The following is a 25,009-nucleotide window of genomic DNA, read 5'->3' as shown; positions in this document are numbered from 1 at the left end:
CCGCCACCTTCGCCTCCGGCGGGAGTTCACCATGCCCAGATTCACCCCCGTTTCCAGCGCGTCCCCCATGAGCCGCCGACTGTTCCTCACCACCACCGGTGCCCTGTCGCTCGGCGCCGCCCTCACCGCCTGCGGCGGCGGTGACTCCGGCGGTTCCTCCGCCGCCGCCAAGCCCGTCAGCCAGGCCGACATCGACAAGGCCATGAAGACGCCGACCGAGCTGACGTTCTGGACCTGGGTCCCGAACATCGCCAAGGAGGTCGCGCTCTTCGAGAAGAAGTACCCGGCCGTCAAGGTCAAGGTCGTCAACGCCGGTCAGGGAACACCCCAGTACACCAAGTTGCGCACCGCCCTGAAGGCCGGCAGCGGCGCACCGGACATGGTCCAGATCGAGTACCAGGCCATCCCGACGTTCACCATCACCGACAGCCTGCTGGATCTGCGGCCGTACGGCGCCTCGGCGCTCAAGTCGCACTTCGTGGACTGGACCTGGGGTCAGGTCAGCGGCAGCAACGGGGAGATCTGGGCGATCCCGCAGGACACCGGCCCGATGGGCATGCTCTACCGGCACGACATCTTCGAGCAGCACGGCATCGAAGTCCCGGGCACCTGGGACGAGTTCGCCGCCGCCGCACGCAAGCTGCACAAGGCGGACCCCGACGTCTACCTGACCAACCTCGCCGCCAACCAGGTCGCCGCCTGGCACGGTCTGCTCTGGCAGGCGGGCGCCAAGCCCTATGTCACCTCCGGCAAGAGCGACATCACCATCAGCGTCGACGACGCCGTCTCGCGGAAGCTGGGCGCGTACTGGGGCGGGCTGGCGAAGGAGGGGGTCATCGGCGTCGAGCCCGACTTCACCGACTCCTGGTACGCGGCCCTCAACAAGGGCAAGTACGCCACCTGGATCACCGCCGCCTGGGGCCCGGTGTTCCTGTCCGGCTCGGCCAAGGCCACGGCCGGCAAGTGGCGGGCGGCCCCGCTGCCGCAGTGGGACGCGGCCAAGCCCAGCTCGGGCAACTGGGGCGGCTCCACCACCGCCGTCGTCCGCGCCACGAAGAACCCGATCGCCGCAGCCGTGTTCGCGCAGTTCCTCAACAGCGACCCGGCCAGCGCACGGATGTTCGCAACCGAGCAGTTCTTCTTCCCCGCGACCAAGGCCCTCCTCACGGACGCGTCGTTCACCGGGGACGCCCCGTCCTTCTACGGCGGCCAGAAGGTCAACCAGGTCTTCGCCGACATCAGCGCCACGGTCAACTCCTCCTTCCAGTGGCCGCCGTTCCTCGACCAGGCGGCCACCGACTGGACCGAGACCGTCGGCAAGTCCCTCGCGGACCACACCGACACCGTGCGCGCGCTCGGCGGCTGGCAGTCGCGGCTGACGACGTACGCCAAGAGCCAGGGCTTCACCGTCAAGGGGAGTTGAGATGACCGGCACCCGCCGCCACCGGGCGGCAGGACCGCTGTTCGTCGCCCCGTTCCTGACGCTGTTCCTGCTGCTCTTCCTCACGCCGCTCGGTTACGCCGCCTACCTCAGCCTGTTCCAGAGCCGCCTGATCGGCGGGACCGTGTTCGTCGGCCTCGACAACTACACGCAGGCCCTGGGCGATCCCCAACTCCTGCACGGCCTCGGCCGGGTGGCGCTGTTCTTCGTGATCCAGGTGCCGGTGATGCTGCTCCTCGCGCTGCTGTTCGCCCTCGCGCTGGACAGTGGTCTGCTGCGGCTGGCGCGGGTGATCCGGCTGGGCATCTTCGTGCCGTACGCGGTGCCCAGCGTGGTCGCCGCGCTGATGTGGGGCTATCTGTACGGGCCGGACTTCGGCCCGTTCGCCCAGCTGAGCCGGAAGCTGGACCTGCCCGCCCCGCACTTCCTCAGCGACGGCTGGATGCTCGGCAGCCTGGCGAACATCGTGACCTGGGAGTTCGTCGGCTACAACATGATCATCCTGTACGCGGCCCTGCGCACGATCCCGCACGAACTGTACGAGGCCGCCGCGGTTGACGGGGCCGGTGCCTGGCGCATCGCGTGGTCGATCAAGCTGCCGGCACTGCGGCCGGCGCTCCTGCTCACCCTCCTGTTCTCCGTGATCGGCAGCTTCCAGCTGTTCAACGAACCCAACCTGCTGATGAAGATCGCCCCGGACGTCATCACCAGCTCCTACACCGCCAACCTGTACGCCTACTCCCTCGCCTTCACCGGCCAGCAGGTCAACTACGCGGCCACGGTGTCCTTCCTCCTCGGCCTCGTCATCGTGGTCGCCTCCTACGCCGTTCTGCTCACCGCGAACCGCAGGAGGACCGCATGACGACCACCACCCCACCGGCCACAGCCGTTCCGGCCGCCCCCGAGCCGGCCCGCCCCACCCGCACCCGAAGGCGCCGGGCCCGCCGCAGCACCCCGCTGACGATCGCCATGCTGGCCGCGCTCGCCTACTTCCTGCTTCCTCTGTGCTGGCTGCTCATCGCGTCGACGAAGAGCACCCAGGACCTGTTCAACAGCTTCGGCCTGTGGTTCTCGCACGCTCCGCAGCTCCTGACCAACGTCCGGGCGACGTTCACCCAGGACGACGGCGTCTTCGTGCACTGGCTGCTCAACACGGTGCTGTACGCCGGGGTCAGCGCGGTCGGCGCCGCGCTGCTGGCGGCCGCCGGTGGTTACGGGTTCGCCAAGTTCCGGTTCCGCGGCGACCGGCTGGCCTTCAACCTGGTCCTCGGCGCGGTCATGGTCCCGACCACCGCGCTGGCGATCCCGACCTATCTGCTCTTCGCCAAGGCCGGTCTGGTCAACACCCCCTGGGCGGTCATCCTGCCCTCCCTGGTCAACCCGTTCGGCCTCTATCTGATGCGCATCTACGCCGCCGACGCCGTACCGGACAGCATCCTGGAGGCCGCGCGGATCGACGGTGCCGGGGAGGCCCGGATCTTCTTCCGGATCGCCCTGCGGCTGCTCGGCCCCGGCCTGGTCACCGTCCTGCTGTTCACGCTGGTGGCGACCTGGAACAACTACTTCCTGCCGCTGATCATGCTCAACGACCCGAACCTGTACCCGATCACGGTCGGACTCGCCCGATGGGCCGACCAGGCCCAGAACGGCGGGGCCGGTGCCAGCAGCGACATGCTCGCCCTGGTCGTGACCGGCTCGCTGCTGTCGATCGTCCCGCTCGTCGTGGCCTTCCTGCTGCTCCAGCGGTACTGGCAGAGCGGCCTGGTGGCCGGCGGCGTCAAGCAGTGACTCCCCCACTTTCCTTCGGAGGTCTCCTTCATGGCGGCTCTGCCTGCCCGTGTCCTGTTCGGTGCCGCGTACTACCACGAGTACCAGCCCTACGAGCGTCCCGCCGAACGCCTCAAGACCGACCTCGACCTGATGGCCGACGCCCATGTCACCGTCATCCGGGTCGGCGAGTCGGTCTGGTCGACCTGGGAGCCGGAGAACGGCCGCTTCGATCTGGACTGGCTGCAGCCGGTCCTCGACGGCGCCCACGAGCGTGGCATCTCCGTCGTCCTGGGGACGCCGACGTACGCCGTCCCGCCATGGCTGGCCCGGCAGTATCCGGAGATCACCGGCGAGCGGCGTACCGGTGAGCGGATCGGCTGGGGTGCCCGGCAGGAGGTGGACTTCACCCACCCGGCCTTCCGGTTCCACGCCGAACGGGTCGTCCGCCGTATCACCGCCCGCTACGCCGGGCATCCGGCGGTCATCGGCTTCCAGGTCGACAACGAGCCGGGCAACGAACTCCTGCACAACCGGGGCGTGTTCGAGCGCTTCGTCGACCATCTGCGGCAGAAGTACGGGGACGTCGAGACCCTCAACCGGGAGTGGGGCCTGGTCTACTGGTCGCACCGGCTGTCCACCTGGGCCGACCTGTGGACCCCGGACGGCAACGCCCAGCCGCAGTACGACGTCGCGTGGCGGGAGTTCCAGGCCCGTCAGGTCACCGAGTTCATCGGCTGGCAGGCGGACATCGTCCGTGAGTACGCCGGCCCCGGGCAGTTCGTCACCACCTGCATCTCCTACACCCGTCCCGCGGTCGAGGACGACGAGCTGACCGACCGCCTCGACATCGCCTCCGGCAATCCGTACTACGACATGCAGGACGGACTCCTGCTGCCCGACCCCACCCCCGACGGCCACGAGCAGCAGTGGAAGACCACCGGTGTGTGGTCGCTCTACCAGACCGCCGACTGGATGTTCTCCTCCCGGCAGGCACCGTTCCTGGTCACCGAGACCAACGCCGGCTCGATCGGCTTCCCGTGGGACAACCGGCCCGCCTACGACGGCCAGTGGCGGCAGGCCGCCTGGGCGCTCGTGGGGCGCGGGGCCCGCATGATCGAGTACTGGCACTGGCACACGCTGCACTTCGGCGCGGAGACCTACTGGGGCGGCATCCTGCCCCACACCGGCCGGCCGGGTCGCACTTATGCCGAACTCGCCCGTCTGGGCAAGGAGTTCGAGACCGCGGGCGCCCTCGTCGCCGGTCTGGAGCCGGACGCGGACATCACGCTGGTGTACTCGACGCCCAGCAAGTGGCTGATGCAGAAGTACCCGCCGCTCGCCAAGCCCGACGGCGAACCCGACCCGGCCGCCTACCACCGCCTCTTCGACCCCTTCTACCGGGGCGCCTTCGACGCCGGCCGCCAGGTGCGCATCGTGCACGCCCGGCAGCTGCACGATCCGGCCGGGGAACGGGACGGCCTGTCCCCCGAGGAGGCGGTCCGCAGGCATCCGGTCCTGGTCGTGCCGGGGCTGTACCTCGCCGCCGACGCGACCCTCGACTGGCTCGCGGCCTACGCCCGGGCCGGCGGCCATCTGGTCCTCGGCCCGCGCACCGGCTACGCCGACCAGGAGGCCCGGGCCCGCACCGAACCGGCCCCGGGCCGCCTCACGGACGCGGCGGGTGTGTCGTACGACGAGTTCAGCAATCTGCTGGGAGAGGTGCCCGTGCGGTCGGCGCCCGGCGGTCCGCTCCCGTTGCCGGAGGGTGCCACGGCGACCCGCTGGGCGGACGGCCTGACCGTCACCGACGCCGAGGTCCTCGTCGAGTACGACCACCCGCACTTCGGCCGCTGGCCCGCGGTCACCACCCGCCGCCACGGCGCGGGCCGGATCACCTGCGTCGGCACGGTGCCCGGCCGGGACCTCGCCCGGACGCTGGCCGCATGGCTCGCCCCGGCCCCCGGCCACGCGTGGCGGGACCTGCCCACGCCGGTCACCGCGACGACCGGCACCTCGGCCGACGGGCGCCGCGTCCACATCGTCCACAACTGGAGCTGGGAGCCCACGAGCGTCCTCGCCCCGGTGCACCTCACCGACGTCCTCGACGGTACGACCCTCGCCGCGGGCGCGGCACTGGCCCTCGGCCCGTGGGACGTACGCGTTCTCGTCTCCGCCGACATCGACTGACCGACCGGGAGAGGCCATGCAGAGAAGAAGAGCCGCAAGAGCACTGGGGACGTTCGCCGCGGCGTCCGCGCTGCTGGTGGTCCCGGTGACCGGCGCGCGGGCGTACGACCCGACGGGCGGGATCCTGTACCAGCTCGGCAGCGAGCCCTGCCTGAAGGGGCGCGGCAACTGCGCGATCTACCCCAAGTCGGCGCAGCTGCCGAGCGGGCGCCTGGTCGCGTCGTTCGAGAGGTCCACGGTCGTGCCCGCGTCGGGCAGCGCCGACGGGCAGACCCTCCCGGTGTACAAGAGCGACGACCACGGCACGACCTGGCAGCCGCTGTCGGAGGTCAAGGCCCCCGCCTACCTGTCCGGCGACCCGCGGTACGCCACGTACACGAGCAACTGGACGAACCCGTACCTGTACACGCTCCCGCAGGACGTCGGGAACCTGAGACAGGGCACCCTGCTGCTGGCGAGCGTGGTGTCGGGCGACGACTACTACTACAAGGAGCACAAGGCCGCCGACCCGAACTGGACACCGTCCAGCGACGGGGATCGCAAGGACCTGGCGATCGCCCTGTACGCCAGCACCGACGACGGCGCCACCTGGAAGGTCGTCAACGTCGTCGCGACCGGGGGCTGGCAGGGCGGCAGCGCGGGCGCGATCGGGCAGAACGTCGCCGCCGCGAACACGCACCGGCAGGTGGATCCGCTCTGGGAGCCGTACCTGATGGTCTACAAGGGGCAGCTCGTCTGCTATTACTCCGACGAGAACGACTACACCGGCCTCGACCCGGCCACCGGCGTTCCCACCGTGGATCCCGCCGACGACACCGCCACGGACTCGCACGGCCAGATCCTCGTGCACCGGACCTGGGACGGCCGCGCCACCGGGTGGAGCGGCCCCGTCGTCGACATCGCCGGGCTGACCGAGGACATGGGAGGCGGCAAGTCGGAGATCGGCGGCGGCCGGCCCGGCATGGCGAACGTCGTCCGCACGACCGACGGAAAGTGGATGATCACGTACGAGTACTGGGGCGGCGGGGCCAACACCCGGTACCGGATCGCCGACAACCCGCTCAAGTTCTTCACCGGTTCGCCGACCGGCGACAGCGTGGCCGCGCTGCCGGTGGACCCCGGCTCGCGTCCGCTCGCGACCGGCGGCAGCCCGGTCCTCGTCAGGCTGCCCGGCGGGCGCCTGGTGTACAACGCGGCGGGCAGCGGGAACGTCTGGGTCAACGCGAGCGGGCGCAGCGACGGCGTGTGGAAGGAGTACCAGACGACGTCGCAGGCCGGTTACAGCCGCGACCTCCAGTACGTCGACGGCACCGGCCGGATCGCCGTCCTCAACAACCAGGGCACCTCGACGCTCGCCTTCGCCGAGGTCGACCTCGGGCACTCGGACGGCCCCTACTACCAGCTGGTGAACCGCAGGACCGACCAGGTGATCGGCACCGGCGGCAAGAGCAACGACGCGAACATCGGCAACGGTGACGTGCCCGACGTCCGTCTGGAGGAGCCGGGTTCGGCCGCCGACCCGGACACCCAGTACTGGCACGTGGTGACCGAGCCGAACGGCGGCGTGACCCTCCTCAACAAGTCCGGTGGCCGCGCGGCGGCGGTCTGGACCGGGAACGCGACGGCCGGGCAGCGGATCGGCCAGTGGGTCGACAACAGCACGACCGGCAGCTGGACCCTGGTCAGGACCGCCGACGGCTTCTACCAACTGCGGTCGGTCAGGAACCCGAGCCTCTACCTGACCGGCGCCTCCGCCGGAGCGCCGCTGACCTTGCAGACGGCGACGGCGGACGGTTCGCAGGACTGGGAGCTCGTCGAGTAACCGCACCGTGCCGCACTGTGCCGTACCGGCGGACGCGGACCGCATCTGTGCAGAAGCGACACACAGGCTGCACACTGCCTGGCCAAAGGCTCGCTACCGTTCTGGCCGTTCGAGACCACGTGCGAACGAGATCAGGCGACGGCGCACGACGCCGCCGGCGCAGTCGAGTCAGGAAGACGCGGATGGACTACTGCTCCTCGTGCCGGCGGCACCTCAACGGTGCCTTGGCGTGCCCCGGCTGCGGCGCCTACGCGCCGGACATCGCCCCGCGCCCCGCCGCGACTCCGGTGACGACCGGCGCGGCGGCCTGGCGGGACTCGGCCGACACCGCGTGGTTCGACATGGACGCCGACGCACAAACCGAAGAGGCCGCCGAGGGCCCGTACGACGGGCCGGACGCCGTCCCGCCCGCGCCGCAGGGCCGGGCGGCCCGGCGCCGTCAACGGGCCCGCTGGAAGAAGAACCAGCGGCGGGCCGTGGTGGCCACCGCGGTCGCCCTGGTCGGCGGCGGGCTGACCGTCGCCTCGCTGGACCGGCAGGGCACGGACCGGGCCCAGGCGGCCACGGCCCCGGACAACAGGCCCATGGGCCTCGCCGACGAGCAGGCCACGGACACCGTCCCGGCGGCGTCGGCACCGACCGGCCGGCACCGGGCCCCCGACCCCGCGCCGTCCGCCCGCTCGGCGACCGCGAACGCGCCGCGGGAGCAGACCGGCGGCGTGCCCCGTGCCACGCCGGCGCCCGGTCAGGGCACGGTCGGCTCAGCGCGGCCCGTGTCCGGCTCCGCCGCCCGGCCGCAGTCCGCCGCCACGGCGTCCGGCACCACCGGCACGGCCGCGGCGACGGCGGCCACACCGGCGCCCACCGCCACCGCCACCGCCGGCGCGGGCACGGCGACCTCGCCGGCGAGCCCCGCCCCGACCGCGTCCGCGACCGCGACCTCGCCCGCGCAGCTCTGCCTGCTGGTCATCTGCCTCGGCTGACAGCGGATCCGCGGTGCCGCGGCACCGGCCCCGATCCCCCGCCTCATTCCTCGATCCGGTCCACCAGCCCCCAGGCCAGGGCACGTTCGGCCGACACGGCCCGGCCGTCGAGTACCAGGTACAGGGTGCGCCAGCGGCCGATCCGGCGCGGGATGCCGACCGTGCCTCCGGCGCCGGGGATCAGGCCCATGGCCAGTTCGGGCAGCCGGACGGTGGTGCCGGGTGCGGCCACGACCCGGGCGGCGAAGGACGGGAGTTCGATGCCCGCGCCGACACAGGTCCCGTGGATCCGCGCGGTGAGCCGGTCGCCGAGTGCGTGCAGGCGGGCGGCCGCGCCGGCACGGGTGCGGATCAGGTGCGCGGCTGCCAGGTCCGCGGCGGTGCCGAACTCGTCCAGGTCGCCGCCCGAGCTGAAACAGGGGCCGTTGCCGTCCAGGACCACCTCGCGCACGGTGTCGTCCCAGACGGCGATGTCCAGGGCCGCGACCAGGGCGTCCCGGAGTTCCGCACCGTGCGCGTTGCGCCGCTCGGGCCGGTCGAGTGTGATCCGCAGGGAGTCGCCCTCGCGACGCGCCGTCACGGGGTCATGCGTCGCGGGCGGCGGCGCGGACCGTGGCCCACGCGCCACGAGCCATCCGGCGAAGCCGGCACCGCCGAGCAACGTCGAGTACGCCAGCGACTCCAGGTCGAGGGCCTGCTGGACCGGCAACTGCCCGGTCATGCCGAGGACTTGGCGCAAAATCAAGGCGGCCTGGGGTTGTTGCGTCGCCCGCGCGCGCAGGAACTCCGCCTCGGCGGCCGGGTCCGTGACCGCGACCGTGGCCGGGTGCCCGGTGGTGTCCGCGTCGAGACGGTCGCGGGGAGCGCGTACCAGGGTCAGGTCCAGGGCGCTCAACAGGGCGTCGGGACAGGCGGGTTCCGGTCGGCCGGTGCGTCCGACGAGCAGCCGGTCGCACTCCCGGGCCCGGTGGACGGCCCGCTCCAGGTCGGCGGCGGTGGGCGTGTTCGCCGGGTCCAGGTCGACGACCGTCAGCGGCAGGGACGGCTCGGCGTGCGCGTCCAGGAGGTCGGCGTCCGCCGCCCCGGCCGCGAGTTCGATGAGGGAGATCGCTGTGGTCGCAGGCACCTCTCTGATCTACCATCCCCGCATGGCCTACCGGGCATCTGGCAGTACGACAGGGTCCTCGGCGGCGAACCGCCGGGTGCCCGGCGGTTCGCCGCCGCCGTCCCCGGCCCGGCCCGCGCGTCCCTGGCCCGACACCGACACCGACACCGACCCCGCCCGCATCGCGCAGGACTGGGCCCGCAGCGGTGTCCCCCTCCTGACCGGCCACCCCGACGGGCCTCCGCTGCTGCCTCCCGGTGCGGCGGCCACCTTCGCCTCCCGGCTGGCCGACCACGTCGCCGCCGCCGGTGGGGCGCGGCTCGACGGGGCCCGGCTGCCGGCCGAACGGGCCGCGCTGGGCGGCCGTGGCCGGCGCGGACGGCTGTCCGTGGGCGGCAGTTGCCGGCTGCTGCCCACCCGGGACGGCTGGGCCGCCGTGTCCGACGCCCGTCCGGACGACCCCCTGCTGTGGAGCGCGCTGATCGGACGGGACCTCGATGCCGGGGCGCTGCCGGGCCGGCTGCGCGGCTGGCTGGCCGCACACGACGGCGCCGACCTGGACGAACGGGTCGAACTCCTCGGTCTCGCGGGCGGTGCGGTCCGGCCCCGGCCCGACCGCACCTGCCCGCTGCCCGGCACACCTCGCCCCGGGACGGGGCTGCTGGTGGTCGACTTCAGCGCGCTGTGGGCGGGCCCGCTGTGCGCACACCTGCTCGGTACGGCGGGAGCCAGGGTGGTCAAGGTGGAGACCCCGACCCGCCCGGACGGAGCCCGCTTCGGCGACCCCGCCTTCTACGACCTGCTGCACGCGGGGCATGCCTCGGTCGTCCTCGACCCGGCGGACGCGCACGGCCGTGCCGCTCTCCACGAGCTGGTCGGCCGGGCGGACGTGGTCGTCGAGGCCTCCCGGCCCCGCGCTCTGGCGGGGTTCGGGCTCGACGCCGAGGCGGCGGCGGCCCGTGGGTGCACCTGGATCTCGATCACGGCGTACGGGCGGGCCTCGGGCCGTGTCGGCTTCGGCGACGACGTGGCCGCCGCCCGCGGGCTCCTCGGCACGGACGCGGACGGGCTGCCCGTGTTCGCCGGTGACGCCGTGGCCGACCCGCTCACCGGTCTGCTCGCCGCCGCGCTCGCCCTGTCCGAACAGCCGGGAGGCGGCGGCGCGGTGCTGGACGTGTCGATGGCGGACGTGGTGACCGCCTGCCTCTCCGTGCCGACGGCCGGCGATGCCCGAGTGGTCGGGCACGGCGGTGGCTGGCTGGTGGACACCGGGGGCGTGGCGTATCCGCTGTCCGCCCCGCGTCCGCGCCGTCCGGCCGCCACCGCCCCGGCGAGTGGCGCCGACACCGCCGACGTGCTGCGCGAGCTGGGGATCCGGGTGCCGTGAGCGGGCTGCTGATCCGGGACGCGGAGGTCGCCGGCCGGCGGTGCTCCGTGCGGGTCAGGGGCGGTGTGGTCGCGGAACTCGGCACGGGGCTGGTGCGGGCACCCGGTGAGGAGGAGATCGACGCGGCGGGCGGTGCCCTGCTGCCCGGCCTGACCGACCATCACCTGCACCTCTTCGCGCTGGCGGCGACGGTCTCCTCCGTACGGTGCGGCCCGCCTGACGTGCGCGACCGCCCGGCGCTGCGGGCGGCACTGCACCGGGCCGCCCCGGACCGGCACGGCTGGGTCCGCGGCGTCGGCTACGACGAACGGGTCACCGGCCCACTGGACGCCACCGGGCTCGACGCACTGCGGGCGGACGTCCCTGTGCGGGTGCAGCACCGAAGCGGTGCGCTGTGGATGCTCAACTCCCTTGCCGGCGAACGGGCCGGCCTGGCGCACGGAAACCACCCCGGCATCGAACGCGACGACGCCGGACGGCCGACGGGGCGGTTGTGGCGGGCCGACGGCTGGCTGCGCGACCGGCTGCCCGGGGCCCCCGCGCCGTCCCTGGCGGCGGTGGGCCGCCGTCTCGCCCGTTACGGCATCACGGCCGTCACCGACGCCACCCCGAGCCTGACCCCCGCCGCCGTCGGCAGGCTCACGGAGGAGGCACGCAGCGGTCGTCTGCCCCAACGGCTGCTGCTGCTCGGGGCGCCACTCGGAACACCGTCGACGGCCCGGCCGGCGCCCGGTCCCTGGAAGATCGTCCTCGCGGACTCCGAGCTGCCGGACTTCACCGAGCTGACCGAGGAGATCGGTGCCGCACACCGGCGGGGCCGTCCCGTCGCCGTGCACACGGTCACGGCCGTCTCTCTCGCCCTGCTGCTCGCGGCGCTGGAACGGACCGGGATGCTGGCGGGTGACCGGGTCGAGCACGCGGCGGTGGTCCCCGCGGAGGCCGTGCCCGTCGTACGCCGACTGGGCCTGCGGGTGGTCACCCAGCCCGGCTTCCTCGCCGACCGCGGTGACGGCTTCCTCGACGGCAGCCCGCCGCACGAGCACGCCGACCTGTACCGCTGTGCCTCGTTCCTGCGCGCCGGCGTCCCGCTGGCGCTGTCGAGCGACGCCCCGTACGGGCCGCTCGACCCCTGGGCCGTGATCAGCGCGGCCATCACGCGCCGGGTCCCCGGCGGGCGGACCGCGAATCCCGCCGAACGCGTCACCGCAACCCAGGCGTTGGCGGCGTACCTCTCACCGCCCCGCTCCCCCGGCTCGGGGCCTCCGCGGCTGGTGCCGGGCGTGCCCGCCGACCTCGTCCTGCTCGCCGTGCCGCCGGCCGAGGCCCTGTCGGATCCGTCGGCCGACCTGGTGCGCCTGACTCTCATCGGGGGGCGGATCCGCTACCTCCGGTCCTGAGCCGGCCGTCGTCCGTCGTCCGTTGTCCCTTGTCCGTTCATTCGGGCGAGGGCAGCTCCGGCGGCGGTCAGGACGATGTCCGGTGCGGCACCGGCGGCCTCGGTGACGTCGGTGAGCAGGCGGACGTCCTTGCGGAGCAGTGGCCCGGCGTGGCCGGCGAACCGGTCCAGGGTGCCTCCGGCCGCCGCGACCCGGTCGAGCGCGAAGCCGGCCGCGCTGCCGTGGGCGAGGACCCGGGCGAGGGCGGCCGGATCGATCGCCAGGTCCCGGCCGAGGGCGAGGGTGTCGGCGGCGGTGGCCAGGTTGGCGGTGAACAGCACGTTGTTGAGGAGTTTCGCCAGCTGGCCGGTGCCCAGCGGGCCCATGTGGACGACCGGGTCGGCGTAGGTCGCGAACACCGGACGGCAGTAGGCGACCGTGCCGGGCTCGCCCCCGGCCATCACCACCAGTCGTCCCTCGGCCGCCGCCGGGCCCCCGCCGCTCACCGGGGCGTCGATCAGCGTGACGCCGTGACTGCGGGCACGGTCGGCGAGACGGCGGCAGGTGTCGGGGTGGACGGTGCTGTGCACGGCGACCACTCCGCCCCTGCGCAGTCCGGCGAGGACGCCGTGCCCGCCGGTGAGGACCTCCTCGACGTCCGCGTCGTCGACGACACAGACGCACACCAGGTCGCTGGCGGCGGCCAGGTCCGCCGGGGAGGCGGCGCGCCTGGCCGGGGTGTCCGCGAAGGGGACGAGGGTGGCGGGGCGGCGGGCCCAGAGGGTCGTCTCGTGTCCCGCGTCGACGATCCGGCGGGCCATCGGGGCGCCCTGGCTGCCCAGTCCGATGAATCCGACGCGCATCAGCCGGCCTCCTGCTCAAGGGGTTCGGGGGCGGGCGCCGGTTCCGGTGCGAGCCGGGGGCGCCAGAAGGTGGCGAGGAGACCGGCGGTGGCGAGCACGGCCACCCCGAGGGCGATGCCGGCACCCGTCCAGCCGTCCCGGTCGAGGCCGGCCGCGTCGTCCAGGGAGGCGCTGCCCGGTCCCAGCGCGGCCAGCGCCAGGGCGACGACGGCGAGTGTGACGACGTACTCGTAGCCCTCTTTGAAGACGAAGAAACCGTTGGGCCGGTGCGCGAGCAGGCCCGCCACCAGCATCACCGAGATGACGGCCGCGCAGGCCAGCGGGGTGAGCAGGCCGGCCAGCAGGAGCAGCCCGGCGCCCGTCTCGGTGGCCACGCTCAGCCAGGCGTGGAGGGTGCCGTGGGTGAGGCCCAGGCCGGTGAACCAGCGGGCGGTGCCCGCGATGCGGCCGCCGCCTCGCCAGTGGTTGAGGCCGTGCGCGATCATGACGACGCCCAGGACCAGGCGCAGCAGCAGTGCGACGGCATCGGTGTGGTTCATCCCGCTCTCCCTTGTCGTGGGGGTGCGGCGAGGCCCGCCTCCCGGGTCACCGCACACTCCTCCGCGAACGACAGCACCCTCAGGTGGTAGGCCCGGGCCGAGTACCCGAGGCTGAGATTGTGCCCGGCGTCGCGCTGTTCGTGGACCCGGACGCGAGGCGACGCCGTGAAGAGGGAGGCGATGTCGGCGAGGGCGGCAGGGCCGGAGCTCCACACCTCCTCGTGGTCGCCCAGGGTGAAGTGCACGGGGACGCGTACGCGGGCCGCCAGCTCCGGGAACTCGTACCGCCAGCCGCGGGCCGCGGACTCGTAGGCGGGCGAGGCGGCGGCGATGCTCGCGCCGCCGTGGACCTCCGGCGGATAGAGGTGGTCCGCGCCCCAGAGGGCTTCGCGGAGCCGGTCACGGGCCCGGCCGGGGCGGCGCAGCTCCTCGTCGCCGTTCTCCAGGAAGCTCACCGAGCGTGGGTGGTGATGCCGTCCGGTGCCGGCGATCTCCAGGCCGAGCAGGCTGTGTCCGCGCTCGTCGGCGGCCATCCGCACCGCGAGTTCACCGCCGGCGGAGTGGGCCGCAAGGAACACGCCGCCGCCCGCAGGGCGGGAGGCGAGCAGCCGGTCCAGGGCCGCGTAGGCGAGGTCGACCCGCCGTGCCGGGTCGGTGAGCCGGGGCGCGTGGGGCAGGGAGGCGCCGTAGCCGGGCCGGTCGAGCGCGATGACCGTGAAGCCGAGGGCGGCTCCGGTGCGCAGCAGCGAGAGCCGCGGGTGCCCGGGGCAGTCGAAGTAGGCCGAGTCGGTTCCGCCGCCGTGCAGGGCGAGGACGACGGCACGCGGCCGTCGTACCCAACTCGCCCGGTACGACAGGGAGATGCCGTCGACGCCCACCACGCCGGGCACCACGGCCGGAGGGCTGTCTGTCACGTGTCCGTCCTGAGGAGAATGGCCCCGCCGGGCGCCAGCCCGCCGGTACTGACCACCGCGACCCGGGCGCCGGGCACCTGGCGGGCGCCGCCGTCACCGCGCAGCTGGACGACCGCCTCGTGGACCAGACCCATGCCGTGGGTACGGCCGTGGGAGAGCTGGCCGCCATGGGTGTTCAGGGGCAGTACGCCGTCACGGGCGATGTTCTTCCCGCCGTCCAGGAAGTCCTTGGCCTCACCGATACCGCAGAACCCCAGCGCCTCGATCCAGGACAGGCAGTTGAAGGAGAAGCCGTCGTAGAGCTCGGCCACGTCGACGTCGGCGGGGCGCAGGGAGGTGCGGGTCCACAGGTGGGCGGACGGGCCGAGGGTCTGGGGTTCGTGGGTGAGCGTGCTCTGGTCCCACTCGATGCGTTCGGTGATCTGGGTGCCGACGGCCTCGACGAGGACCGGTGGCTTCGCCAGGTCGCGTGCGGTGTCGAGGGCCGAGACGACGACGGCGACCGAACCGTCGCAGGGGACGTCGCAGTCGTAGAGGCCGAAGGGGGTGGTGATGGGGCGGGCCTGGAGGTAGTCGTCCATCGTCATCGGGGTGCGGTAGATCGCGGTGGGGTTCAGGGCCGCGTTGGCGCGCTGGTTGAGGGCGATCCAGCCCAGGGTCTCGCGGGTGGTGCCGTAACGGTGCATGTGCCGCTGGGCGTTCTGGGCGAGGGTGTGGGCGGCGGAGGTGGCGCCGAAGGGCTTGAGCCAGCCGGCGTCCGCGCCGCCGGCCAGAGGGATCCTGCCCTCCTTGACGAGTTCGGCGTAGCTGGACTCCCACACGGTGCGGAAGCAGAGCACATGGCGGGCGAGGCCGCCGGCCACCGCGAGCATCGCCGAGATGAGGGAGCCGCCGGGGCCGAAGGTCTCGCTGCCGCCGTTGTACCAGGTGGGGCGGATACCGAGGGCGGACTCCAGGGCGGTGACGCCGCCCTCGGCGAAGCCGCCGTAGGCGCCGGCGCCCGGGTAGCTGGCCAGACCGTCGATGTCGTCCAGGGTGAGTCCGGCGTCGGCGACCGCGGCCTCGCAGGCCTGGACGGTGAGGGAGATCGGGGGGATCCTCAGCCGGCGGCCGAGCGGTGAGGCGCCGATGCCGGTGAGGGCGACTTTGTCCTCGAACTTCTCCGTGGTCCGCATCGGTCGTATGTGACGTGCCACTGAGCCCGGCTCGATGTCGTCGGCGGGCAGCGGCGCGGGTTCCCCCTGCTCCGCGGCCGGCCGGAACAGCGGCAGCCACACGTCCTCCCCGGCCCGCTCGAAGACGGCCTCCATGCGCATGCCGAGGGCGAGTTCGCCGGGGTCGCACGCGACGGCGTTGGTGGTGAGCCGGATCCGGGGGTCCTCTTCGAGCGCGACCTGGGCGACGACGTACGGCGCCGGCAGGCCGGGGAGGCTGAAGCGGTGGCTGACGGTGAAGCCGATGAGGGTCGCGTGTCCGGAGACGGCCCGTACGCCCATCTCCCGTCCGCGGCAGTACCGGCAGACGGGCTGCGGCGGATGGATCAGGGCGGTGCAGGACGTGCACTCCTGGATCCGCAGCCGGTCGTCCGCCCCTGACGTCCAGAAGAACTCGTTCTGGTCGGTGATCAGGGGCAGCGGACGCCCTGAGGGCGCGGCTGCCGGACCGGATGCCGGGGATGCGGCCACTCGTCGACTTCCTCTCAGTGTTGGGTCTTCGCCCGGCCGGGGCGCACGGTCACCGGCTCGGCGAGCCGCTGCTCGTCGCAGGCCTTCTGGAGCGTCGCCAGCGTCTCGTCGAGCGAGGGCCCGAGGCGCTTGCCCGGGGTGAAGGTCGCCGGGAGGTGCCGCATGCCCTGGATGATGCCGATGGTCTCGTAGTGGACGGTGCCCCCGGGCTCGCAGCGGTAGTCCGGCATCCGGTCCATCACGGCCGTCACCATCCGCTTGAACACCGTACGGGCGACGTTCGAGCCGATGCAGCGGTGGATGCCCAGGCCGAAGCTGCTGTGCCGGTTGCCCTTGCGGTCCAGGTGGACGCGGTCGGGGTCGGGAAAGACGGCGGGGTCCCGGTTGGCCATCGCCCAGGACAGCCACAGGCGTTCACCCTCCTCGAACCGCTGGCCGGCGATCTCGCAGTCGGCGGAGATCGTGCGGCCGTCGCCCGGAGCCGGGGTGAAGAAGCGCAGGAACTCCTCGGTCGCCGAGTCCAGCAGAGTGTCCCGTTCGCGGCTGAGCCGCTCCCGCTCACCGGGATGCTGCGACAGCCACTCCAGGGCGTGCGCGGTCAGTGCCGTGGTGGTGTCGAAGCCGCCGCCGATGAGCAGAGCCAGGACGCCGACGAGTTCGTCGTCGGGCGGGCTCTTTCCGTCGATCTCGGCGCGCACGAGGGCGTCGATGAGACCGGGCCTGGGCCGCTCCCGGATCTCCAGGAGGGACATGTACAGGCCGCGGCCCATGGCCCGGCTCAGCTCCTCGACCCGTGACAGGTCGGGCGAGTTGGGCGGGGTGTAGACGGAGGCGTGGGCGGGCTCGTTGTAGACGGTCCAGTCCTTGAGCGGGATGCCCAGCATGGCGAGGGTGAGGACGGCCGGGACGATGTTGGCGAGGTCGTCGACGAAGTCGATGCGGCCTTCCTCGATCTTCTCGTCCAGGCAGGCGCGTACGACCTCGTCGACGAAGGGGATCCAGCGGGCGACGGCCGCCGGGGAGAGGTAGGGGTTGAGTGCCTGGCGGTAGTGGCGCTGGCCGGGGGGGTCCATCTCCAGGAACCCGCCCTGCTGTTCGCGGGAGCGGGGCGGCGAGGGGATGGTGATGCCCTTGTAGCCGCGCCGTTCGCCCTTGACGTCGTGGTCGTTGGAGAGGAACTCGGCGGAGCGGGCCAGTTCGAAGACCTCTCGGTTGCCGCTGGCGACCCAGTGGCCGCCGTGCGTGTCGGTCCAGGCGATGGGGCACTTGGCCTGCAGTTCGTGGGTGATCTCCTCGAACTGGCCGCGGTATTCAGGTGTGTGCCGGTCGAAGTGCACCCGGTGCTTCTTGCGCTCGTCGTCGGCGCCGGCCTCGCTCATGGCGCTGCCCTCCTTTCGGGGAAGTTCGGATGGCTCAGAAGAGCTGGATGGCCCGTTCCGGGCAGGAGTGCGCGGCCTCCCTGACCTGCTCCTCCTGGTCGGCGGCGACTTCTTCGCTGACGGCCGAGGAGTGGCCGTCGATGTCGTCGAGCTGGAATGCCTTCGGAGCGATCATCGCGCAGAGCGTGTGGCCCTGGCAGCGCTCCGGATCGACCCGTACCTTCACGGTGTCTCTCCCTGTTGACCTGGGGGTTTCGACGGTGACTCCGGTCCTCGGCCTGGGGTTTGCCGGGTTCAGCGGCGCCAGTCGTACCACTTGATGTAGCCGCCCGCGTCCACGCGCAGCTGGGTTCCCGTGATGTACCGGGCCTCGTCGGAGGCGAGGAACAGCAGGGCGTTGCTGATGTCGCGCGGCTCCACGAAGGGGATCGGCATGGCCTGCTGCACGGCGAAGGACGGCTCGGCGTCCGCGCGGGTGGGATGTTCGAGGTCGGGCCGGAAGGACTCGTACATCGACTCGTTCTGCAGCATGTGGGTGTCGACGTTGGTCGGGTGCAGGACGTTGGCGCGCTGGTTCAACGGGGCCAGGTTGCGGGCGAGTTCGTGGACGTACTCGGACAGGGCCCGCTTGGCGAAGGCGTACCCCGCGCCGCCCGGGTTGGAGCCCGGGTTCTGGACGATGCCGTGGTCCATGAGGGCGGCGGTCGAGCCGGTGGCGATGACGGAGGCGCCTTCCCCCAGGTGCGGCAGACAGACCTGGATGGTGTTGATGGTGCCGATCAGGTCGACGTCCACGGCGTCGCACCAGGCCTGCATCTTGGGTTCGCCGCGCAGCGGGGCGATGCCGGCCTGCGCCACCACGATGTCCAGTCTGCCGAACTGTTCGAGGCCCGCGTCCAGGGCGGCGCGCAGCTGGGCGGTGTCGCGTACGTCGGCCTGGCGGGCGAGGATGCGCCGGCCCTGCTCCTCGACCAGGCGGACGGTCTCCTTGAGGTCCTCGGGGGTGGCCATCGGGTAGCGCACCGTCTCGTAGTCGCGGCAGATGTCCACCGCGATGATGTCGGCGCCCTCCTCGGCCAGCCGTACCGCGTGGCTGCGCCCCTGGCCTCGCGCCGCGCCGGTGATGAACGCGACCTTGCCCTCGACTCGTCCCATGGGCGGTGTCCCTTCTTTCGTGGTGAACTTCGTTCCCGGGTCGCGGGGGGCCGGTGGTCGCGGTCGTGTCATCGCCTCGGCTGCGGTGGGCGGCCGCCTCCTCAGCCGCCGTTCCCCGGTACGGTCGCGTCGGACAGGGCGTCGAGGGCCGGAGCGAGGGCACCGAGGTCGGCGCCGAGCTCGTCGGCGACCGCGTGTACGACGTCCATGTCCTTGCCGAGGAACTCCCTTGTGGAGCGGGCGAATCCGGTGACCGAGCCGTGGCGTACGACGCCGGCGAGCGCGCGGCTCGATGCGCTGCCGTGGGTGAGGGCGTCCAGCAGGAGCCGTTCGTCGAGGCCCAGCTGCCGGCCGAGGCGGGCGGCGTGGGCGAGCAGTCCGATCTGGCTCGCGAAGACGGTGTTGTTGACGAGCTTGACCCGCTGGCCGGAGCCGAGCGGGCCGACGTGCAGCACGGGGTCGCCGTAACTGCGCAGTACGGGACGGATGCGGGCGACGGTGTCGTCGGCTCCTCCGACGTAGAGGGTGATCCGGCCGGCCGCCACGTCGGGCGGCCCGCCGCTGACCGGTGCGTCGACGACGCCGATCCCGCGTGCCGCGGCCCGGTCCGCCACCGCCTGGACGGTGCCGGGGCTTCCGGTGGTGTGGACGACGAGGGTGCTGCCGCTCGGCATCGTGGTCAGCAGCCCGCTGTCGAGGCAGACTTCGCGCACCTGTCCGTCGGTGTGGACGCATACCAGTACGACGTCCGCCCCCTCGCCGACCTGGGCGACGTCGGGGACGACCTGCGCGGGCTCCCGGGTGAGGGCGCGGCGGGTCTCGGGCGTCCTGCCGGTCGCCCGTACCCGGTGGCCCGCCTCGGCGAGCCGTCGCACCATCGGCAGGCCCATCCGACCGGCGCCCACGACTCCGATCACAAGAATCTCCCTTCCGGATGCGAGAACCATACTTTCAGAGTGCTGGGGCCGGAACCCCCTTCTGACGACTTTGTGTCACTGCGCGACAGAACCAAGACCACGCGCCCGACGTCGTGACGCGCGATCCCCGGACCGGTATGGTTCTCAAAATCGAGAATTTGGTTTCCAACGTCTGGAAGGGAACGGGATGCCACTCCCGAACAGCGCCCCGACCGGCGTCGGCGCCGCACGCCGGCTGCTCGTCGACGGCCGGCTCGTCGACGCCGAGCGGACGTTCGCCACGGTCGACCCCGCCACCGGCGAGGTGCTCGGTCACGCTCCGGACGCCACCGCCGCACAGGCCGAGGCCGCCGTGACCGCAGCCCGGCGCGCCTTCGACACGACCGACTGGCCCACGGACCGGGAATTCCGCGTCCACTGTCTCGACCAGCTCCACCGCGCACTCGTCGAACACCTTGAAGAACTGCGGGAGTTGACGGTCGCCGAGGTCGGCGCGCCCCGCATGCTCACACACGGCCAGCAGCTCGACGAGCCGGTGGAGCTGGTCCGCTACTACGCCGACCTGCTGCGCACGCATCCGCTGACCGAGGACCTCGGCGAGGCCGAGTACCTGGGGCAGCGCCACCACCGCTGGGTGGAGAAGGAGGCCGGCGGCGTCCTGGCCGCGATCGTGCCGTACAACTACCCGGTCCAGCTCGCCCTGGCCAAGCTGGCCCCGGCGCTCGCCGCGGGCTGCACGGTCGTCCTCAAGGGCGCCCCCGACACCCCGCTGATCACCCTGGCCCTGGGCGAACTCGTCGCGGAGCACACCGACATACCCGCGGGCGTGGTCAACGTACTGACCTCCTCGGACGCGTCGGCCGGCGAACTGCTCACCACGCACCCGGGCGTCGACATGGTCAGCTTCACCGGGTCCACCGCCACCGGCCGCCGCATCATGGCCGCCGCGAGCGGCACGGTGAAGAAGGTGTTCCTCGAACTCGGCGGCAAGTCCGCCCTGGTCGTCCTGGACGACGCCGACTTCGCCGCCGCCGCGCGGTACGCGGCGTACCTGGTCTGCCTGCACGCGGGCCAGAGCTGCGCGATCACCTCCCGGATGCTGGTGCCGCGCCGGCACCACGACGCGATCGTCGAACAGGCCGCGGCGAGCCTGGCCCGGGTGCGGTACGGCGATCCCGCCCATCCCAGGACGTACATGGGCCCGCTGATCAGCGAGCGGCAGCGGGACAAGGTCGACGGCATGGTCCGGCGGGCGGTGGCGGCGGGTGCCACGCTGGTGACCGGGGGCGAGCGCGTGGACCCCGGGTTCTTCTACACGCCGACGCTGCTCGCCGGGGTGGACCCGGGCAGCGAGATCGCCCAGGAGGAGGTCTTCGGACCGGTCCTCGCGGTCATCCCGTACGACGACGACGCGGACGCCGTGCGCATCGCCAACGACTCGGTCTACGGCCTGTCCGGCGCGGTGCACGGCGCCGACCGGGAGCGGGCCCTCGCGGTGGCGCGACGGATCCGCACCGGCACGTTCAGCGTCAACGGCGGCAACTACTTCTTCGCCGACACCCCCTTCGGGGGCTACAAGCAGTCGGGCATCGGCAGGGAAAAGGGCGTCGACGGCCTGGAGGAGTTCATGGAGCGCAAGACCTTCGGGGAAGTGGTCGGATGAGCGGCGACGGCCCGCTGGCCGGAATACGGGTCCTGGAAGTGGCGATGTACGGGTTCGTCCCGTCCGCCGGTGCGGTGCTCGCCGACTGGGGCGCTGACGTCGTCAAGGTCGAACACGCCGTCAACGGCGATCCGCAGCGCGGACTGCGGCAGACCGGCACCTTCAAGGTGGCGGGCGACCCCAACCCCAACGTGGAGCACGCCAACCGGGGCAAGCGCAGCATCGGCCTGGACATGGCGCGGCCCGAGGGCAGGGAGGTGCTGTACGAACTGGTCGGACGCGCGGACGTGTTCCTGACCAGCTTCCTGCCCTCGGCGCGGCGGAAGTTCGGCATCGACGTGGCCGACATCCGCGCGGTGAACCCGAGGATCGTCTACGCCCGCGGCAGCGCGCTCGGCCCCAGGGGCGGCGAGGCGGACCGGGGCGGGTACGACATGACGGCGTTCTGGGCCAGGGCCGGTACGGCGGCCAGCCTGACGCCGGCCGGCACGGAAGGGATGATCCCGCCGCCGGTGCCCGCCTACGGTGACACCATCTCGGGCACCAACCTGGCCGGGGGCATCGCGGCGGCGCTGCTCAAGCGCGAGCGCACCGGCGAGCCGTCCGTCGTGGACGTCTCCCTGCTCGGCAGCGGGGTGTGGGCGATGGGACACGGCATCGCGCTCTCCCTCCACCTCGGCAAGAGCTGGGTCGCGTCGCCGCCCGGGACCCACAACTCCCCCGCCAACCCGCTGACCGGGCTGTACCGGACGGCCGACGACCGCTATCTGTCGCTCGTGATGCTGCAGCCCGGCAAGTTCTGGGCGGACGTGTGCCGGCACATCGGCCGCCCGGAGCTGGCGGACGATCCGCGTTTCGCGACCGGCGAGCAGCTCGCCGCCAACACGGAGGAGGCCGTCAGGATCCTGCGCGAGGTGATCGCCACGGGCACCCTCGCCGAGTGGTCCGAGCGCTTCGCGACGCTGGCCGGGCCGTGGGCGCCCGTGCAGGACTCCCTGCAGGCCGGTCACGACGCGCAGGTCCGGGCGAACGAGTACGTCGTCCGGGCCGGCGAGCTCGAACTGGTCGCGAACCCGGTGCAGTTCGACGTCACGGCCCCGCGGCTGGGTCCCGCGCCGCAGTTCGCGGCACAGACCGAGGAGGTCCTGCTGGAGCTGGGGCTGGACTGGGAGCGGATCCTGGCGCTGAAGGCGGCGGGGGCGGTGACGTAGGCGCCACCGCCCGGGGAGACGGCGCGGCAGGTGTCCCGGCCGAGCCGCCTGCCGCCGGTACCAGATCCCCACTCACCAAGAAGGATCTTGCAGGAACCGAGAGAAGGGCCGCACCCGAATGCCCGTCACCGTCACCGAACTCACTCCCACCACCGGCGTGGAGATCACCGGGCTCTCCGGGAGCCGGCTGGTCGACCGCGGTGTCGCGGAGGAATGCCTGGCCGCGCTGGAGCGGCGCGGAGTGGTGGTCTACCGCGAGGCCGACGTCGACGACGCCGATCTGGTCGCGTTCAGCAGGCTGCTCGGCGAGGTCGTACCGCTGCCGATGGGCGGTCACCCGACCCACGGCGAGATCCAGCGGATCACCCGCGACCCGTCGAAGAGCCCGCTGGCCGCCTACCGCGAGTCCACCTTCTTCTGGCACATCGACGGCACGACGGAACAGGTGCCCAACAAGGCGACCCTCCTGACGGCACGCCAGGTGTCGGACGACGGCGACGGCGACACCGAGTTCGCCAACACCTTCGCCGCGTACGAGGCGTTGCCCCGGGCCGAGCGCGAGGAGCTGAACGGCCTGCGCGTCGTGCACAGCTTCGCCGCCTCGCAACTGCTGGTGACACCGGACCCGTCGCCGAGGGAGCGGGCGGCCTGGAACCGCAACCCGGCCCGCGAGCACCCCCTGGTGTGGACGCGCGGCAGCGGGCGCAGGTCACTGCTCATCGGCGCGACGGCGGGCGAGGTGACCGGCCGGCCGGCGGCCGAGGGCCGCGAGCTGCTCGACCGGCTCCTGGACTGGGCGACCCGGCCGGAGTTCACCCTGCGCCACCGCTGGCGCCAGGGCGATCTGGTGATCTGGGACAACACCGGGATGCTGCACCGCGCCCTGCCCTACGGCCCCGGGTCCTCCCGGCTGATGCACCGCACCTCGCTGCTCGGCGAGGAGGCGGTCGCATGAGCCGGCGGCGTACGGCCCTGGTCACGGGCGGCGGTTCGGGCATCGGGCGCGCCATCGCGCAGCGGCTGGCCGAGGACGGCTTCGCCACCGCCGTCCTCGATCTGAACGGGGAGGCGGCCGAGGCGGTCGCCGAGGAGTCCCGGCGCAAGGGGCACGAGGCGGTCGCCCTCGGGGGCGTCGACGTGTCCGACCGGGGGCAGGTGAACGCGGCCGTGCGGCGGGTGCGCGAGACGCTGGGCGGGCCGGTGCTGGTACTGGTCAACAACGCCGGGATCAGCGAGGTCGGCCGGTTCCTGAAGATCACCGACGAGACCTGGAACCGGATCATGGCCGTGAACCTCAACGGGCCGTTCTACCTCTGCCAGGCGGTGGTGCCCGACATGCGGGAGGCGGCCTGGGGCCGGATCGTCAACATCTCCTCGTCGAGCACGCACTCGGGGCAGCCGTACATGACGCACTACGTCGCGTCGAAGTCCGGGCTCGTCGGGCTCACCAAGTCCCTGGCTCTGGAGCTCGGTCCGGACGGGATCACGGTGAACACCATTCCGCCCGGTTTCATCGACACACCGATGCTGCGCGACTCCGAGGAACGCGGTCTGCTCGGCGGTTCGGTGGACCACCACGCGGAGCTCACCCCGGTACGGCGGCCGGGGCGCCCGGAGGACATCGCGGCCGCGTGCTCGTTCCTGGTGTCGGAGGAGGCCGGGTACATCACCGGACAGGTGATCGGGGTCAACGGGGGCCGGAACACCTGAGTCCCGCGGGGGAGTCACGTGGGGGACGCGCGGTGCGCGCGTCCCCCACGGTCCGGTGCGCGCCCCCAGCCCCCTTCCGCGCATGTGACGCATCCGGCGCGTCCGGACCGTCGCGCGCGCCCGTCGCCGAGTCGATGATGGCGCCGTGGCGAGACGGACCGGAGGCCCGGAAGGTCACTTCCCGCGGCGCAGCGCCCGGTCGGCGGCGTCCCAGTGCGCGTCCGCGGCCCAGAGCCCGGCGAAGGCGTGCACCGCCTCGTCCGCCGAAGTGCCGCCGCCCACCACCCTTTTGATCTCCGCCGCGGGGCCGGTGGCGAGGGAACGCGCCAGCGAACGCCATTCCGTCTCGAAGGAGGCGCGCGGCACCACCCGGTCGACCAGGCCGGCCCGCTCCGCCTCGGCGGCACCGAGCACGGCCCCCGTGCCCGCGAGCAGCAGTGCTCTGCCGCGACCGACCAGGGCGGCGAGGCGTTCGGCGCCGCCCCAGGCGGGCATGATCGCCAGGGTCACCTGGTTGAAGCCGATCCTGATGTCGTCGGCCGCGACACGGATGTCGGCGGCGACGGCGACCTCGGCCCCGCCGCCCAGGGCATGGCCGTTGAGCGCGGCGACGACGGGGGCGGGAAAGCCGGCGATCCGGTCGCACAGGCCCCGCATCCGCCAGGCCATGGCCGCCGCCTCGTCCTCGGTGCGGATCGCCGCGAGTTCCTTGAGGTCTCCGCCGGAGACGAAGGCCCGGTCCCCGGCGCCTCTGATCACCAGTGCCCGCGCGCCCGCCGCCGCGTCGAGCGCCTTCTCCAACTCGTCCATCGTGGCGAGCGAGATGGCGTTGCGGGCGTGCGGGCGGTCGATCGTGAGGACGGCCAGGCCGTCGTCCAGCTCAAGGTCGATCACGCGATTCC

At 72.8% G+C, this 25,009-nt stretch carries 22 protein-coding genes; 12 read left to right on the top strand and 10 right to left on the bottom strand.

All coding sequences use genetic code 11. The annotated features are described in order from the left end of the window. The first annotated feature begins 67 nt into the window (after nt 1-67). From OHB00_RS47350 to OHB00_RS47325, 6 genes are all read left to right on the top strand, one after another. Complete coding sequence (locus OHB00_RS47350) at nt 68-1,423, top strand: ABC transporter substrate-binding protein (RefSeq protein WP_406444740.1); 1,356 nt, start codon at nt 68-70, stop codon at nt 1,421-1,423. Between the two features lies 1 nt (nt 1,424). Next, the gene (locus tag OHB00_RS47345) at nt 1,425-2,303 is read left to right on the top strand and encodes a carbohydrate ABC transporter permease (RefSeq protein WP_406444739.1); all 879 of its coding nucleotides are present in this window, start codon (nt 1,425-1,427) and stop codon (nt 2,301-2,303) included. Continuing rightward, on the top strand, nt 2,300-3,229 hold the full coding sequence (locus OHB00_RS47340; protein WP_406444737.1) for a carbohydrate ABC transporter permease: 930 nt from the start codon (nt 2,300-2,302) through the stop codon (nt 3,227-3,229). The genes OHB00_RS47345 and OHB00_RS47340 overlap by 4 nt, the downstream gene beginning before the upstream one ends. 30 nt (nt 3,230-3,259) lie before the next feature. Further along, entirely contained in the window at nt 3,260-5,398 is a 2,139-nt protein-coding gene (locus OHB00_RS47335) for a beta-galactosidase (RefSeq protein WP_406444735.1), read from the top strand. A gap of 16 nt (nt 5,399-5,414) precedes the next feature. Then, nucleotides 5,415-7,220: an RICIN domain-containing protein gene (locus OHB00_RS47330; protein ID WP_406444734.1), complete on the top strand. Its 1,806-nt coding sequence runs from the start codon at nt 5,415-5,417 to the stop codon at nt 7,218-7,220. A gap of 182 nt (nt 7,221-7,402) precedes the next feature. Beyond that, nucleotides 7,403-8,203 (top strand): hypothetical protein, encoded by an 801-nt coding sequence (locus tag OHB00_RS47325; protein ID WP_406444733.1) that lies wholly within the window; start codon nt 7,403-7,405, stop codon nt 8,201-8,203. A 43-nt stretch (nt 8,204-8,246) separates the two neighbouring features. On the opposite strand, the gene OHB00_RS47320 is transcribed toward OHB00_RS47325, so the two are convergent. Further along, entirely contained in the window at nt 8,247-9,329 is a 1,083-nt protein-coding gene (locus tag OHB00_RS47320) for an enoyl-CoA hydratase/isomerase family protein (RefSeq protein ID WP_406444731.1), read from the bottom strand. Nucleotides 9,330-9,351: 22 nt separating this feature from the next. On the opposite strand from OHB00_RS47320, the gene OHB00_RS47315 reads away from it, so the two are divergent. After that, entirely contained in the window at nt 9,352-10,695 is a 1,344-nt protein-coding gene (locus tag OHB00_RS47315) for a CoA transferase (protein WP_406444729.1), read from the top strand. Further along, the gene (locus OHB00_RS47310) at nt 10,692-12,092 is read left to right on the top strand and encodes an amidohydrolase family protein (RefSeq protein ID WP_406444728.1); all 1,401 of its coding nucleotides are present in this window, start codon (nt 10,692-10,694) and stop codon (nt 12,090-12,092) included. Before OHB00_RS47315 ends, OHB00_RS47310 begins: the two co-directional genes overlap by 4 nt. Here the strand turns inward: OHB00_RS47310 and OHB00_RS47305 are convergent. The 8 genes from OHB00_RS47305 to OHB00_RS47270 form a co-directional block, all read right to left on the bottom strand. Further along, complete coding sequence (locus OHB00_RS47305; RefSeq protein WP_406444726.1) at nt 12,077-12,934, bottom strand: NAD(P)-dependent oxidoreductase; 858 nt, start codon at nt 12,932-12,934, stop codon at nt 12,077-12,079. The two genes, OHB00_RS47310 and OHB00_RS47305, sit on opposite strands and share 16 nt — an antisense overlap. After that, nucleotides 12,934-13,473 (bottom strand): DoxX family protein, encoded by a 540-nt coding sequence (locus tag OHB00_RS47300; RefSeq protein WP_406444724.1) that lies wholly within the window; start codon nt 13,471-13,473, stop codon nt 12,934-12,936. The genes OHB00_RS47305 and OHB00_RS47300 overlap by 1 nt, the downstream gene beginning before the upstream one ends. Next, nucleotides 13,470-14,387 carry an alpha/beta fold hydrolase gene (locus tag OHB00_RS47295; protein WP_406444722.1) on the bottom strand — a complete coding sequence of 306 codons (918 nt, stop codon included), beginning with the start codon at nt 14,385-14,387 and terminating at the stop codon, nt 13,470-13,472. Before OHB00_RS47295 ends, OHB00_RS47300 begins: the two co-directional genes overlap by 4 nt. Continuing rightward, nucleotides 14,384-16,072 carry a thiolase C-terminal domain-containing protein gene (locus OHB00_RS47290; RefSeq protein WP_406444720.1) on the bottom strand — a complete coding sequence of 563 codons (1,689 nt, stop codon included), beginning with the start codon at nt 16,070-16,072 and terminating at the stop codon, nt 14,384-14,386. The genes OHB00_RS47295 and OHB00_RS47290 overlap by 4 nt, the downstream gene beginning before the upstream one ends. Before the next feature lie 14 nt (nt 16,073-16,086). Beyond that, on the bottom strand, nt 16,087-17,451 hold the full coding sequence (locus tag OHB00_RS47285) for a cytochrome P450 (protein WP_406444718.1): 1,365 nt from the start codon (nt 17,449-17,451) through the stop codon (nt 16,087-16,089). 34 nt (nt 17,452-17,485) lie between these two features. Then, nucleotides 17,486-17,677, bottom strand: a complete 192-nt coding sequence (locus OHB00_RS47280; protein ID WP_406444716.1) for a ferredoxin — start codon at nt 17,675-17,677, stop codon at nt 17,486-17,488. Nucleotides 17,678-17,745: 68 nt separating this feature from the next. After that, nucleotides 17,746-18,606, bottom strand: a complete 861-nt coding sequence (locus OHB00_RS47275) for a mycofactocin-coupled SDR family oxidoreductase (protein ID WP_406444714.1) — start codon at nt 18,604-18,606, stop codon at nt 17,746-17,748. A 101-nt stretch (nt 18,607-18,707) separates the two neighbouring features. Continuing rightward, a complete protein-coding gene (locus OHB00_RS47270; protein ID WP_406444712.1) occupies nt 18,708-19,523 on the bottom strand; it encodes an NAD(P)-dependent oxidoreductase in 816 nt (271 codons plus the stop codon). 187 nt (nt 19,524-19,710) lie between these two features. On the opposite strand from OHB00_RS47270, the gene OHB00_RS47265 reads away from it, so the two are divergent. The 4 genes from OHB00_RS47265 (at nt 19,711) to OHB00_RS47250 (ending at nt 24,107) form a co-directional block, all read left to right on the top strand. Further along, a complete protein-coding gene (locus OHB00_RS47265; protein ID WP_406444710.1) occupies nt 19,711-21,186 on the top strand; it encodes an aldehyde dehydrogenase family protein in 1,476 nt (491 codons plus the stop codon). Continuing rightward, entirely contained in the window at nt 21,183-22,397 is a 1,215-nt protein-coding gene (locus OHB00_RS47260) for a CaiB/BaiF CoA transferase family protein (RefSeq protein WP_406444708.1), read from the top strand. Before OHB00_RS47265 ends, OHB00_RS47260 begins: the two co-directional genes overlap by 4 nt. 118 nt (nt 22,398-22,515) lie before the next feature. Further along, on the top strand, nt 22,516-23,352 hold the full coding sequence (locus OHB00_RS47255; RefSeq protein WP_406444706.1) for a TauD/TfdA dioxygenase family protein: 837 nt from the start codon (nt 22,516-22,518) through the stop codon (nt 23,350-23,352). Further along, on the top strand, nt 23,349-24,107 hold the full coding sequence (locus OHB00_RS47250; protein WP_406444704.1) for an SDR family NAD(P)-dependent oxidoreductase: 759 nt from the start codon (nt 23,349-23,351) through the stop codon (nt 24,105-24,107). Before OHB00_RS47255 ends, OHB00_RS47250 begins: the two co-directional genes overlap by 4 nt. Nucleotides 24,108-24,281: 174 nt before the next feature. Here OHB00_RS47250 and OHB00_RS47245 read toward each other — a convergent pair whose 3' ends face one another. After that, entirely contained in the window at nt 24,282-25,001 is a 720-nt protein-coding gene (locus tag OHB00_RS47245) for an enoyl-CoA hydratase/isomerase family protein (protein ID WP_406444702.1), read from the bottom strand. Nucleotides 25,002-25,009: the final 8 nt, after the last annotated feature.

This window comes from Streptomyces sp. NBC_00631 (genome assembly GCF_045206895.1).
In the GTDB taxonomy this organism is placed as follows: Bacteria; Actinomycetota; Actinomycetes; order Streptomycetales; family Streptomycetaceae; genus Streptomyces.
This window is presented reverse-complemented; position numbering and strand designations above follow the sequence as displayed.